At 44.3% G+C, this 13,730-nt stretch carries 11 protein-coding genes and 1 other RNA gene; 2 read left to right on the forward strand and 10 right to left on the reverse strand.

All coding sequences use genetic code 11. From position 1 onward, the window contains the following. On the reverse strand, nucleotides 1-501 hold a 501-nt coding region (locus tag RB160_RS20565), incomplete at its 3' end, for an amidohydrolase family protein (RefSeq protein ID WP_316572320.1). 168 nt (nucleotides 502-669) lie between these two features. Beyond that, entirely contained in the window at nucleotides 670-2,097 is a 1,428-nt protein-coding gene (allW, locus tag RB160_RS20570) for an allantoin permease (RefSeq protein ID WP_316572321.1), read from the reverse strand. A gap of 581 nt (nucleotides 2,098-2,678) precedes the next feature. Here allW and RB160_RS20575 point away from each other — a divergent pair. Beyond that, a complete protein-coding gene (locus RB160_RS20575; protein ID WP_396954754.1) occupies nucleotides 2,679-2,999 on the forward strand; it encodes a winged helix-turn-helix transcriptional regulator in 321 nt (106 codons plus the stop codon). Between the two features lie 1,226 nt (nucleotides 3,000-4,225). On the opposite strand, the gene ssrA is transcribed toward RB160_RS20575, so the two are convergent. The 8 genes from ssrA to nagE form a co-directional block, all read right to left on the reverse strand. Next, nucleotides 4,226-4,561: a transfer-messenger RNA gene (ssrA, locus tag RB160_RS20580) on the reverse strand. A 162-nt stretch (nucleotides 4,562-4,723) separates the two neighbouring features. Beyond that, nucleotides 4,724-5,191, reverse strand: a complete 468-nt coding sequence (gene smpB, locus RB160_RS20585) for an SsrA-binding protein SmpB (protein ID WP_316572323.1) — start codon at nucleotides 5,189-5,191, stop codon at nucleotides 4,724-4,726. 143 nt (nucleotides 5,192-5,334) lie between these two features. Beyond that, entirely contained in the window at nucleotides 5,335-7,698 is a 2,364-nt protein-coding gene (gene rnr, locus RB160_RS20590; RefSeq protein WP_316572324.1) for a ribonuclease R, read from the reverse strand. 30 nt (nucleotides 7,699-7,728) lie between these two features. Further along, the gene (locus RB160_RS20595) at nucleotides 7,729-8,475 is read right to left on the reverse strand and encodes an alpha/beta hydrolase (RefSeq protein WP_316572325.1); all 747 of its coding nucleotides are present in this window, start codon (nucleotides 8,473-8,475) and stop codon (nucleotides 7,729-7,731) included. Nucleotides 8,476-8,700: 225 nt separating this feature from the next. Next, complete coding sequence (locus RB160_RS20600) at nucleotides 8,701-9,117, reverse strand: NUDIX hydrolase (RefSeq protein ID WP_316572326.1); 417 nt, start codon at nucleotides 9,115-9,117, stop codon at nucleotides 8,701-8,703. Between the two features lie 109 nt (nucleotides 9,118-9,226). Further along, entirely contained in the window at nucleotides 9,227-9,460 is a 234-nt protein-coding gene (secG, locus tag RB160_RS20605) for a preprotein translocase subunit SecG (protein ID WP_316572327.1), read from the reverse strand. A gap of 163 nt (nucleotides 9,461-9,623) precedes the next feature. Next, complete coding sequence (locus tag RB160_RS20610) at nucleotides 9,624-10,541, reverse strand: DUF7916 family protein (RefSeq protein ID WP_316572328.1); 918 nt, start codon at nucleotides 10,539-10,541, stop codon at nucleotides 9,624-9,626. Between the two features lie 267 nt (nucleotides 10,542-10,808). Next, entirely contained in the window at nucleotides 10,809-12,185 is a 1,377-nt protein-coding gene (gene nagE / locus RB160_RS20615) for an N-acetylglucosamine-specific PTS transporter subunit IIBC (protein WP_316572329.1), read from the reverse strand. A 228-nt stretch (nucleotides 12,186-12,413) separates the two neighbouring features. Here nagE and RB160_RS20620 point away from each other — a divergent pair, with 228 nt between their 5' ends. Then, entirely contained in the window at nucleotides 12,414-13,592 is a 1,179-nt protein-coding gene (locus RB160_RS20620; protein WP_316572330.1) for an immunoglobulin-like domain-containing protein, read from the forward strand. Nucleotides 13,593-13,730 lie beyond the last annotated feature (138 nt).

The raw sequence follows: 13,730 nt of genomic DNA on the forward strand, positions 1-13,730 counted from the left end.
ATAATCATCGACATTTGTGAAATCTCCAGGGATATCGCTTGTGATATCAGACATGAAGCATTTAAAGGCAAGGACTCCCGCATCAGCCAGTTCCTCCAGCTTGTCCAGATTATCTGGCACTAGACCCCCGTAAAAGGCATAATCAACATAGTTTTGTGTTTTTGCCGCTTCAAGTTTAAGATCCAGCGCATTTTTATTGATTGTTGCTGGGAGCGCGTTCAATGGCATTTCCACATAACTCGTCGTTCCGCCGGCTGCCAATGCTTTCGATCCTGTTTCAAAGCCTTCCCATTCTGTCCGGCCAGGTTCACTGATGTGGACATGTGTGTCGATCATTCCTGGCATGACATATTGCCCATTCGCATCAATGATTTCTTTTGCATCCTCAGTAATTTGCTCAGCAATGCAGGTGATTTTTTCGTTTTTTATTCCAATATCAACCTTTCGAACACCATCCCGGAATACAACATTGCCGCCTTTAATAAGTAAATCTAGTGCCATTATTAAAACCCCTTTCGATAAAAAAGATTAATGCCCACCGTCAAAATTGCCTTTGTTTGACATTCCCCTAGCAGCATTTCTTAAAAAATTGCCGCCTGACACCCCAATTAATATTGATAAATCTTTTTTCTAGCTACTTTTCTAAATTCATTTGCTCAACTTTGTTAACTAAACACTTTTTGTACTACGCATCTCAAGGATAATGTAGATAATAAACGCTGAAATAACCCCAACAAACCACGAAATTTCATAAAGCGGCTTAAACAACGGAACGAAATTACCGATTAAGCAAAGCACCCCTGCAATAGTAGCTGTTATGAGGGCATTTACATTAAATCCATTTTTATAGTTGTATTTACCTTCCTTGGAATATAGTTCTCCCAAGTCAATTTCTGTTTTTGATACCACAAAATAATGAGCCAGCATAACACCTGCTATTGGAGCTAATAAGCCGCCAACTATATTTAAGAATGTAAAAATACTTGTCGCATTCTCCATAAGTTTCCAAGGCATTACAAGAATCCCAATTACAGCTGCAATCATTGCACCTGATTTAAACGTTAATTTTTTCGGGAATAGGGATGCCAATTGGTAACCAGCAGGCACAATATTACCTGTCACATTCACCGATAATGTTGTTAAACAGAGTGTAAGAACTGATATTGCTATCGCAAAAGTACTGTCAAACCGTGCAACGACATCAAGTACATTCCAAATTGGTGTCCCAAAGGCAATCTCGGAGCCTACAATGATCGAAATACTTGCAATGGCAAACAATAAATAAGTCACGACTAAACCTACTGTTTGTCCAATCGCTTGATCCTTCGTCGAGCGAGCCAGTCTTGTAAAGTCCGACACGTTTACGATAGGGGCTGCCCAAGCAGCAATGATTGCTGTTACAGCTGCCAAAAAGACGATTACTTTATTTCCGCTGACTCCTGCTCCTGTATAAGCTAAAATTGGGCCAATACCTCCAGCTAATTTAATTGCCCAAATTGCCATACCACCAAAAACAATATAGACAAGTGGAGAAAGGATATTTGCAAATTTACCTACAAGTCCCATTCCTCCAAAAATTAGAGCAACATTAAATAACCAGAATAATAGAAACGAAATTAACCCGGGTAATGATAACCCCAAAAGATTCCAATCTCCGCCTAACGTTAAATATGTTGGCCAAAGCTTTCCGATTAGGATTGATAACGCTTGGCTACCTGCGAAGGTTTGAAATCCAAACCACATGATTGCAGCAATTACCCCTCTTAACACTCCTGGAATCATTGCACCTTTAGTTCCGAAAGATGAGCGTATGAGCATAGCAAAAGGTAAACCATATTTAGATCCTGCATGCCCGTTAAGAACCATTGCGGCCGCTAATATAATTGACGCAGCCATAATGACGGCGAAAACTTGTCCAACAGACATCCCTATTGCAAAAAGTCCGCCAATGGCAATATAGTTTGGGATATTATGAACTGAACCCATCCAAATTGATGTATAATTTCCGACGTTCCAATTCTTATCTTCTAGCTTCGTCGGCAAAATATCTTCGCTAAACCCCGCTTTTTTTAATTGTTCACGATTGATTTGCTTCAATCGAATCACCCCTTTTTTGTTTCGATCACTAAGCAGAGCCTATCCCACACTTGAACATTTGATCGATCTAAATTTATAATTTCATTTTCGTATTAAATAGTTGATTCAAATAAAGGACCGATTTCCAGATTTGAATTTCTTTTAGGCTTTTTAGAATTAATTTTTGTTAATGCCTTAGCATTCATACCAGAGTTTGGTTATGATATTTTTCTTAATCAAACTCTTACATACATACTTTTTAAAAATGTATAAAAATCACCTCCTTTGTTTTAATCAATAGGTTACTTTTTGTATCAAACAAACTTTATATTCACATAATAATTCCTTAGGTTTTATCCGTCAACGAATTTGTCTTGAATTAAAGATATTTTAATTAAAGGTATTTGTGAAAACTATCACAATAAGTAACCAAAGTACATTTGTGAACTATTTTGGCAAAACTCCCTAATACTGATGGAAACGCTTAAATTCCTATGTACCAGCCATTTTGTGTGTTACAATAAAACATGATATATTATTTTATTTTCAATAAATGGTTATTAAAAGTAGAAAGAAAACAAATAATGGCAGAGGTGAAACAGTTGAGCAAAGAAGTACCCCAACCACCACTATGCGATAAAATAGAACATTCTTATCAGTTAATAGGAAGGAAATGGGTAGGACTTATTGTTCGTTCACTTATTGAGGAACCAAAACGGTTTAGTGAGATTCACGCTAATATTCCTGATCTAAGTAAGCGCGTCCTTAATGAACGTCTGAAAGAATTAGAGGAATCGGGGATTATCTTTCGACATGTCATTACGGGCCGACCTGTTCGCATTGAATATTCCTTAACAAGAAAAGGAACCGAATTAGGGAAAGCACTTAAAGGTTTAGAATCATGGGCTGAAAATTGGCTTTAAAACAATTTATCACTATCGGCGTTATTTCACCGTTTATTGAAAAAATACATCAAGAATAAACATCCGATTTTTTTGGAGGAATAACAATTGCAAGAAAAACTCCCACTTGGAGCGGGCGTTGAGATCGAAATGATCGCGAAAAGACCTAACTAGAGCGGAGCGCAGCAACCTTTAAAGTTTAAAGGCCAAAAATAAAAGGCATTGGGAATGATTTTTTCCCGATGCCTTTTATTTATTTGCTAATTTGAAGGCCGTTCCACTTCGTTTTCATGTTATCTATTTTGCCATTTATTATAACCACATAACTAAAACACTGCCATTGCTTCTGTTAATGTAGAATTCTTTAGTTGAAAATTTTAAAATTAGAGTAAAGGATTACAAATCGTGTTGGGGGGATAAATTTTGGAAGAGTGGGAGGCATCTTATCGAGCTGGAATAATTGATGGTGAAGGAAGTATAACCTTAACAAGAATGCATCAAATAGAGTTTTGACGCCCTTGTATTAGTATTGCATCTACAGATATAGAGCTCTTGGATTATATTAAGAGTATTACCGGAGGCACTATTATTAACAAGAAAAACTACAAGCCTGGAAAGCACAAAAACTCTTACTGCTTAAATATAAATAAAAAGAATGAATTCTTCTCCGCATTGCATCAAATTGCCAAATGTTTAAGAGTTGAAAGAAAAAGACAGCGGTGTAACTGGATTCTTCTACATTATAACAATGTTACTCCTAGAAACGGTAAGTATGATCAACAAATGATGGAGCGAAAAATGGAATTTGAAAAAAGTTTCTTTCTTTTATAATCATGCCATTCGTATCATTCACTCATTCACCTCATGTTCATCAAACAAAGATTTTAATAAAAAAACTATGGCGGATCATCACGGATTTTTGCGTATAAAAAGAAAAAACCACCAATTATGTATTGGTGGAGACGGTGGGACGTGCTATTCCATGCTTTCGTCATGGCACTGACTATATCTTCGACCTTCTTCTATAACGAAGGCCGTCTGGCGTATTATGCATAATGTAGATTTGCCCGGTTCCCGGACAGATTATGCATCCTAGTACTGCCGCTTGGGCAGCCTATAAGTCGATACACGGCTGTTGAATTGCTCCACATACCGCTCGGCATTGCCTTATCGCGATAGCGCGACTTAGGTTTCACCGATAAAGCCAGATTTTCACTTGCATATTGCTATGCAAGGCGACTAATACTTAATCGAACCCACGTCCAAAGATATCGGCACTTAGGCTTCTACGAGTGTAGTCGACATATTCGCGATTCGCTGAGCCATCTGCCTGTCGACAGGCGTTTGGTCAGCTAGCCTGGTTGTTCTCTTCCTTCATCCTCAGACGGTGGAATCCGGCGTAGCCCACTTAGAGTGAGTCCCTTACCCTACCACATGGGCAATGGAGGGAGGAACCGCTACGCAGTATTAAGCTGCGAAAGCGAGGTTGTTGTTAGTTTTGCCAGTTATTGGCGTTGACGTTTTAACGAGGCCGATCCCCTCGACTCGCAACCTAAGCTCGAACTACCCCTGTCGAATCCGTAGCGTCCCCATTGTAGTATGAGCGGCAATTATTACATTGCCGGACGTCGGAAAAGCTCAGAGTATGAGCTTAGATTATGTGCCGCAGTGACCCTGCGACAGTTCTTATTATATCACAAACAGCGAATTTTTCAATAGGAAGGACTTGGTTTCCCTGTCGGACCTTACATTTTCTGGCGCTCGCGGAATGCCCTTTCGATATCACGCTTTGCTTCTTTCTGCTTGAGATCTTCGCGTTTGTCGTACTTCTTCTTCCCTTTCGCTAGGCCGATGAGTACTTTGGCGTAACCGTTTTTCAAATACATCTTCAATGGAACGAGCGCATAGCCTGATTCCTTCGTTTCGCCAAGCAGCTTCATGATTTCCCGTTTGTGCAAGAGGAGCTTCCGTGTCCTTAGCGGATCATGGTTGTAGCGGTTCCCTTGTTCATACGGGGAAATATGGACACTGTACAGGAACATCTCGCCATTGTGGATCCTTGCATATGAATCCTTCAATTGCACCTTGCCGGCTCGGATCGACTTGATTTCAGTTCCCTGCAGCACGATTCCGGCTTCATATGTCTCTTCTATAAAATAGTCATGGTACGCTTTTTTATTTTGCGCGACTGTTTTTCCAACACCTTTAGGCATGCTGACTCCCCCTAACATTCCTTAATTGTAGCAAAATATCTCTATTCCCACAACGAATGGGCAAGGAAAGAAAGAGAGCCTCCAGGAGGCCCTCCATCTTTTCGGAAAAGCGTTATAGGCATTCTAGCCGAAGCACTGGCACTTTACCGCTTTTTTCGTTTCGCACTCTTATTTTTCGGGACGTTTTCGTAAAATTTACGTTTCTTTTTCTTCTTTGCCTTATCGCCATCGCCAGAAGAACCAGGCTCGGCGCGGCCAATGCTTTTGGATACGGAACCGCGTCCGCCTTCCTTGCCTTTGGTCGGCTTTTTATCGGAGCTGTTCGTCCTGAAAACTTTTCCTTCTCCGCTCCGTTCGCGCCTTGTCCCTTTCATGCCGACGATTTCAAAGTCGATCGACCGCTCGTCCTTGTTGACGTTGATGACGCGGACTGTGATTACATCGCCAATCCGGAACACATTGCCTGTCCGTTCGCCAATCATCGCAAAATGGCGCTCGTCGTAGCGGTAATAGTCATCCGTCATATAGCTGACATGGACTAGCCCCTCAATCGTATTCGGCAATTCAACAAACATTCCGAAGTTCGTAACCGAGGAAATAATGCCATCATATTCCTCACCAATTTTGTCGGCCATGAATTCGGCTTTTTTCAGTTCGTCGGTTTCCCGCTCGGCGTCAACTGCGCGGCGCTCCATTTTGGAGGAGTGTTCTGCGATTTCCGGCAGCCTCGCATTCCATTTTTCTCGAGTCGCTTCATCCAGCTTCCCTTTTATCAAGTACGTCCTGATTAGCCTGTGAACGATTAAGTCCGGATAACGGCGGATTGGGGAAGTGAAATGAGTGTAAAATTCAGTTGAAAGGCCGAAGTGGCCAAGGCTTTCAGGATAATACTTCGCCTGTTGCATGGAACGAAGCATTACGGTTGATACGACCATTTCTTCCGGCTTTCCCTGTACCTCTTCGATGATTTCCTGAAGGGCTCGCGGGTGGACCTGATTGGCCGTCCCCCGAACGAGGTAGCCAAAGTTTGTAATGAATTCAAAAAACCTGCGCAGCTTTTCCTCTTTCGGATCTTCATGAATCCGGTAAATAAACGGAACATCCAGCCAGTGAAAATGTTCAGCGACAGTTTCGTTGGCTGCAAGCATAAACTCCTCAATGAGCCTCTCGGCAACCGAGCGTTCACGGATTACGACGTCGGTCGGCTTGCCGTCCTCTTCCACCAGCACCTTTGATTCTTTAAAATCAAAATCAATTGCGCCGCGGCCCATTCTTTTTTTACGCAAAATGGAAGCCAGTTCCTCCATTAACTCGAACATTGGAACGAGCGCTTCATAGCGGCTGCGTGTTTCCTCATCTTTCTCGACGAGGATTTTGTTCACATCGCTGTATGTCATCCGTTCGGTCGTCTTAATGACACTTTGGAAAATCTCGTGTTTGACCACATGGCCGCTCGAATCAAGTTCCATTTCGCACGAAAGTGTCAGGCGGTTTACTTTTGGATTCAGGGAACAGATTCCATTCGATAACCTGTGTGGAATCATCGGGATGACCCGGTCGACGAGATACACGCTGGTGGCGCGCTCTTCCGCTTCTATATCAATCGGAGAACCCTCCGTCACATAATAGCTGACGTCGGCAATATGCACGCCGAGCTTGTAGTTGCCGTTGTCGAGCTTCGTTACGGTTACAGCGTCATCAAGGTCCTTTGCATCCTCGCCGTCGATTGTGACGATCACCTGGTCGCGCAGGTCGCGGCGCCCTTCAATGTCGCGTTCGTCAATTTCATCCGGTACCGAATTTGCCTGATCCAAGACCTCTTCCGGAAAAGCGAGCGGCAGGCCGTGTTTATAAATAACCGACAGGATATCTACACCCGGGTCATTTTTATGGCCGAGGATTTGAATGACTTCGCCTTCTGCACTCGTTCGGCCTTCTGGGTAATTAACGATTTTCACAACAACCTTATGGCCTTCAACGGCTCCTCCGTTAGCGGCCTTCGGTATAAAGATGTCGCCTGCAAACTTTTTCTCGTCCGGAATGACGAATCCAAAGCTTTTGCTTTCAACATATGTTCCCACCATCTGGGTGATTCCGCGTTCCAGGATGCGGACAACCGTCCCTTCCCTGCGCTCGCCAGATGTTTCCGATGATACACGGACCAGTACCGTATCCCCGTGCATGGCGTTGTTTGTTTCATTCGGCGGTATGAAAATATCATCCATTCCCGGTTCTTCGGGCATAACGAATGCAAAGCCCTTCGCATGGCCGGCAACCTTTCCGCGAATCAGATTCATTTTTTGCGGCAGGCCGTAGCGGTTTGAACGGGTCCTGACGACAAGGCCCTTTTCCTCCATCTGGACGAGCGCCTTTACGAATTCCTTAAAATCGGCCGAATCCTCAATCCCGAATGCTTCCTCAAGCTCCTGGACGGTAAGCGGCTTGTAGGCTTCATCTCTCATATATTGCAAAAGCCTGTCTATATGCGCTTGAATGTTTTCTGCCAAAATTATCCCTCCCTAACAGGGTGTTTCTTATTATTCTTTCCAATCCAGGCTTTCTAGAAACGTATAAACATCTTCATGGAGCTGCTCTTTCTCCTTATCAAGCGTTATAACGTGCCCCGATTCCTCATACCACTTGATTTTCTTGTCAATTGACTCCGTTTCGCGGTATATAATATTCGCGCTATCCGGGTTGATCATTCGGTCATGGCGGGCTTGGACGACGAACAGAGGTGCATAGATAAGGTCGACCTGGTCCCGAACATCAGTTATTAGTTCCTGAAGTGCTTTTAGCGTCGTCATCGGGATTTTCTTGAATTCTTCCATTTCCTCGTTGATCTCCTCAGGGGTTTTCCCTTCATGCTCCTTGTATTCACGTGCATACTGGAGAACCCCTTTATACATGGTTTCCTCGCTTCGGAAATCCATTGGGGCGCACATCGGAATAATACCCTTCACAGGCACCGTGTAACCCAGCTTGAGAGAGAATACTCCGCCAAGCGACAGGCCGGCGACCGCGATTTCCTCATAGCCCTTTTCTTTTAAAAATTGATAGCCGCGCATGACGTCCTGCCACCAATCTTCAGGTCCGGTTTTCAAAAGTTCTTCCGGCGGGACCGCATGGCCTTTATAGTGAGGCGCATGGCTAGTGTATCCTTTTTTCTCAAGGAAGCGGCCCAGCATGCGGACATCTGCGGAGTTTCCGGTGAATCCGTGCAGGAGAAGCACCGCTCGCGGCCCGGCTTCAAACGTAAACGGCTTAGGTGGTTGTACTTTCATTTCAGTTAACTCCTTCTCATGTCCATCTCCCTTAGTTTTAACAAAGGCAGGCAGCACATTCCAGAAATAAGCCTTTACAGCATAGAGGAACTATTTTCTGAAAATTTAGATAGGTACGAATCGCAAGAAAAATGGGGCGAATACTTTTAAAAACAGGGTAAATAAGTCCAATAACTGGGCGAATCCTTTTTCTCCATTCAGAAAGTCCTTTTTCCAGGTTCCTTTTTATGTAAAATTACACTCAAGTTCCATGCAATTTAGCAAAAAATCCCTATCTTCCGGGAAGGAAAGGTCCAAAGTGGCCAAATCCTCTTTTGATTTCCAAGCAATATCCCAAATCAGGTTATCCGGATCCTCGATTTTCCGGCTGCCACCGACGATTTTTACAATAAAATAACGGACTTCGACCAAAAAACCTTCATATGTACCTGTTTTCACCTTAACTTCATCCAGCACTTCAACAAGAAAACCCGTTTCTTCCTGGAACTCCCGCCTGCAGCACTCCCGAAATGTTTCACCTTCCTCAATGCCTCCGGAGGGCACGGACCATTTTTTCACTTCCTCAGGTTTTCCCTGCAAAACCATTAAGATATTGCCTTGTTCATTTATACATATACCCGCTGCGCCGGCCCACTTTAACATACAATCGCTCCTTTTATTCCAATCCCACTCACCTATTCGAGAGGAGCAGCCGTTCTTCCTTTTTTTCGCAAAAAATAAACCCGGCACGCGGCCGGGTCAATTTTCATTATTAAAGATTTAAGTATGTTACGGCGATTGTAAGGATAAAGAACAATACCGAAAGGACAACCGTAATCCGGTGAAGGATAAGATCGATACCGCGTGCTTTCTGCTTTCCGAAAAGCTGTTCCGCTCCGCCGGAAATTGCGCCTGAAAGACCCGCGCTACGGCCAGATTGTAGTAAAACAACGACGATAAGTCCAATTGATACGATTACCAATAATGTTACGAAAAATGCATGCATGAAGGCCACCTCCTGTTAGACGTTCATTCACAGTATTCTTAATTTAACATATAATCCCGTTTTTCACAATAGCGGGATTCATGGAGATTTTGACAGTTCTTCGAGGCGGCTTCAGCCTTTGCTCTCTAAAAAGGTTTGCGCGTGGGAGCTGAAGCCAAGCTTCTCAACGCATGACCGATGCCGCCATCCGGACATACGTATGCCGCTTGCCGCGGACGACAATGGAATAGGCCAGGATATTTTCCGGGAGCGCGATTCCATTTGCACCAGCATCTCCGATATGGTAAAGGTCCGCGCCGGCCATCTTGCTGTTCAAAGCAATTTGCCTTATGGTCGCTTCATCGGCTCCCTCCTGGCTTGTCCCGGTCGTAAGGATGGCTAGGGCGCCCTTTTCATGGACTAGATCGACGAGGCGGGCTGTTTTTGATACCGTAAAGCCTGGAACAGTTCCCGGGGACGGAATGAGGATAATATCCGCACCCGCTTCAATGAACCCGTGCAATGTTCCCTCGCCCATCAGGCTGCTTCCAGTTTCACCCGCGACTCCGGCTCCGTGCATTTTTCCGGCAATAATCAGTCCTTCAGGTCCAAAGACATCCCGGGCAATGGCTATCGCTTTCGTAATCTCGGCATTTGAGACCCCTGTTTTCGGGTTTCCCGTCAGGCATACGAAGTCAAAGCCTAGCTCCTTTGCCCGGCGAAGGGACTGCTCGGTTGCAATGCGCCCTTCAGGTAGTTTAGTGAGTGCTTCAAGCTTTTCCGCTGAAAGGTCTACAGGTTCAAGGTTCAATCCAACCGGCCGGCCGACAAGCTGTTTAAGCTTGCGGACAATCTCCTCCGGTTCGGTTGCCGGCATCCCTTGAATTTCAGGGTTGAAAACGTCAAAGAAGTTCAGCAGGATCAAGTCTGCGCCAAATGCGGCCACCATCTCGGGATTTGTCACAGCGGGGTAAAGCGGGGTAAACGCCCCGATAACCTCTGCTAAAATCGTCCTACCTTCCGAGGCGAGGATCGACTTTTTAATATCCTGCCCGGTCATCTTCGCAAAATCGGACGCGGTGCAATCAAGAATTCGTTTCAACTTAGCTACCTCCCAAGGGAATTTTTTTCGTTGGCGTTTAAATTAAATTCGTTCCAAGTCTTTAAACCTTAATGAAGATACTTTCATGTTAAAAATCGCATTCCTAACTGTCTTCATAAACCCGATGAAGACACTTTCATGTTAAAATCCCCCTCGAAACTGCCTTATAATCCAGCTCCTCTTTTAATGCCATCAACATGGTTATTTTTTCAAAGGGAACGAAAAAAATACCTGGCGGCACAGGGCCGCCAAGCATATCCAAACTTTCTATAGTTTCTTCATTTCGTTGGACAGGAACTCAACGTCGGTACCGACGACAACTTGGATATCCTGCTTGCTAAGCTTGATGACTCCTTTGGAGCCGAGCTGCTTAAGGCGGTTTTCATCTACGTTGTCTGTGTCCTTCACACGGAGGCGAAGGCGGGTGACGCAGTTGTCGATGCTAACGAGGTTATCCTTTCCGCCAAGGGCATCGACATATTGGACGGCGGCTGTATGGTAGTCGCCCTTAATCGCAGAATCCTCGTCAAACTCTCCTTCGACATCGTCTTCACGGCCTGGGGTTTTCAGGTCGAGTTTCTTAATGAGGAAGTAGAACACAACAAAGTAAATGGCTGCGTACACTAGGCCGACCAGCGCGAGAAGGAGCGGCTTGGTGGCGATGCCGTAATTCAGGAAGTAGTCAATCGCACCTGCCGAGAATCCGAATCCGTGCCGTATGCCCATTAGATAGGTGACCGCGAGCGCAATCCCCGTCAAAAGTGCATGGACAAAGTATAGAACCGGGGACAGGAACATGAACAAGAATTCGATTGGTTCTGTAATACCTGTCAGGAACGAGGTAAACGCAAGCCCGATCATTACCCCGGCTACAGCTTTACGCCTTTCTTTTTTGGCCGCGGCTACCATCGCAGCGGCTGCGGCTGGGAGGCCGAACATCATGACCGGGAAGAAGCCTGTCATAAAGATTCCAGCATCTGGATCTTTCGCGAAGAAACGGGTCAAGTCACCCTTGACGACTTCGCCAGCTGCATTCGTAAATTCACCGAATTCAAACCAAACGAGCGTGTTCAGGACATGATGCAGGCCAAGCGGGATAAGCAAACGGTTCAGGAAGCCGAATGCACCGACCCCCAGAGCCCCCGCTCCAACGATCCAGTTGCCGACAGAGTTGATTACATGCTGAATTGGCGGCCATACATATCCAAAGACCGCGGCAAGGATGAGCATGGTTAAAGCTGTGATAATCGGAACGAAGCGCCGCCCTCCAAAGAAACCGAGCCAATCTGGAAGTTTGATATCATGGTATTTATTGTACAATAGCCCGGCAATAACCCCGGCAAGGATTCCTCCGAGGACCGCCATGTTTATTTCTTCATTGATCGCTTTTGTACCCTCCGTCAAAATGAAATAGCCAATCGCTCCGGCAAGCCCGGCGGCCCCGTTGCCATCCTTGGCTATCCCAACAGCGACCCCGATTGCAAAAAGGAGTGCAAGGTTGGCGAAAATCGCGTTACCAGCAGAAGAAATAAATTCAATATCCAATAAGTCCGGCTGGCCCAAGCGAAGCAATAAGGCAGCTGCTGGCAATACGGCGATTGGGAGCATGAGCGCCCTTCCTATCCGTACCAAAAAACCTAACATCTTTCCACACCTCTTCCTCTCCAAATTTTTGAAGCGCTTACAAGCAGGCGGATAGCCTGCCTACCTTTATATTAAACACTATATTTGTATTCGTAAAATAATATGTGTCGAAAGATTGCGACTCCTTGCTTAATTATATTTTATTCCGGAAAACTAAAATTCAAATATATACCATATTAATTTAATAATGTAAAATTATCGAGATGGCATTTTCTAATAGGGGGTATTATGCAAGTGAGAGAGAACAAGCATGTTTTCGGATGGATGTTCTTCATCTCCATTTTTTTCTTTTTCTCATCTTCAAGCTATGCGGCTGGCGCTGGCATCCAAGATAAGGAAAAGCCGGTGCTGGCGGGAATCACCCATGAAATTATTTTCATCGGCCAGGCGTTCACCCCGTTAGAGGGCGTTATAGCAAAAGATAATGTAGATGGAAACATCACACGAAAAATAGTGGTATCAGGGAAGGTGAATACGAAAAAGGCCGGGAAATATGTCCTGACCTATACTGTATATGATAAGGCAAAAAATAAAGCAATGGCGGTACGGACGATAACCGTCATAAAAGATACGGTTGACCCAGAACTTTCAGGGGTTGCAAACAAGTCGATTTACATTTCCAAAGCTTTCGATCCTTTGTTTGACGTGACGGCGATGGATAATGCTGATGGAGACGTGACTTCGAAAATTGAAGTTTCCGGAAGGGTCAACGAAAAGAAAGCCGGAAAGTACAAGCTTACTTATTCTGTTAGTGACAAAGCCGGGAATATCGCCTCAAGAGAACGGATTGTTACTGTTATCGATAATATCAAGCCGGTTTTTTCAGGAGTAGGAGACATAGAGTTGTTTATCGGTGAATCCTTTCACCCTCTTAAGGGAGTTACCGCTTTCGATAATAATGATGGCGACTTAACCCGGATCATTAAGGTATCCGGTTATATCAACACAAGGATATTAGGAGTCAACACGATAATCTATAGCGTAAAGGATAAGGCCGGAAACAAGGCTGAATATAAGCGTACCGTAACCGTGAAAGAAGGGCCAAGTGGCTATCTCGAATTTAACGTGGATTACATCTCGCCGGATAACGGCATGACTGTAAAGATGGGAACGATGACCAAAAAAAATCTTGGTGAATTTTATGAATACAGTGTGTCCTACACCCAAAAGAATAATACAAATGAACCTATTCCAGAGCTCCGGCCAAAAATCTACTATACCAATGATACTTATGAAGAAGTTAAAATAGGCAGTCCAAAAACGCTGAAGCCAGGGGAATCTGTTACACGGGGTTATAGATTTAAAATGGTTAATACTATTTTTCCATACTGCATTGAATACGCCAAGGCCTCTACCGGCCAAAAACCTCTTGAAAAGTCCCTAAAATGGGAATTCCAATTTAAGTAATTTGATTGGGGCCGTTTCATAAATAAAAACTCCTCCGAATGTGATGCTGCACATTGGAGGAGTTTTTTCATTTGCAATGAAACACTCAGCTTCACTATTTAAACTTCTGGTGAAGCAACAGAAGAGTCCTCTGCTTCA

Origin of the sequence: Neobacillus sp. YIM B06451, assembly GCF_032667185.1 — a bacterium.
GTDB lineage: Bacteria > Bacillota > Bacilli > Bacillales > Cytobacillaceae > Bacillus_D.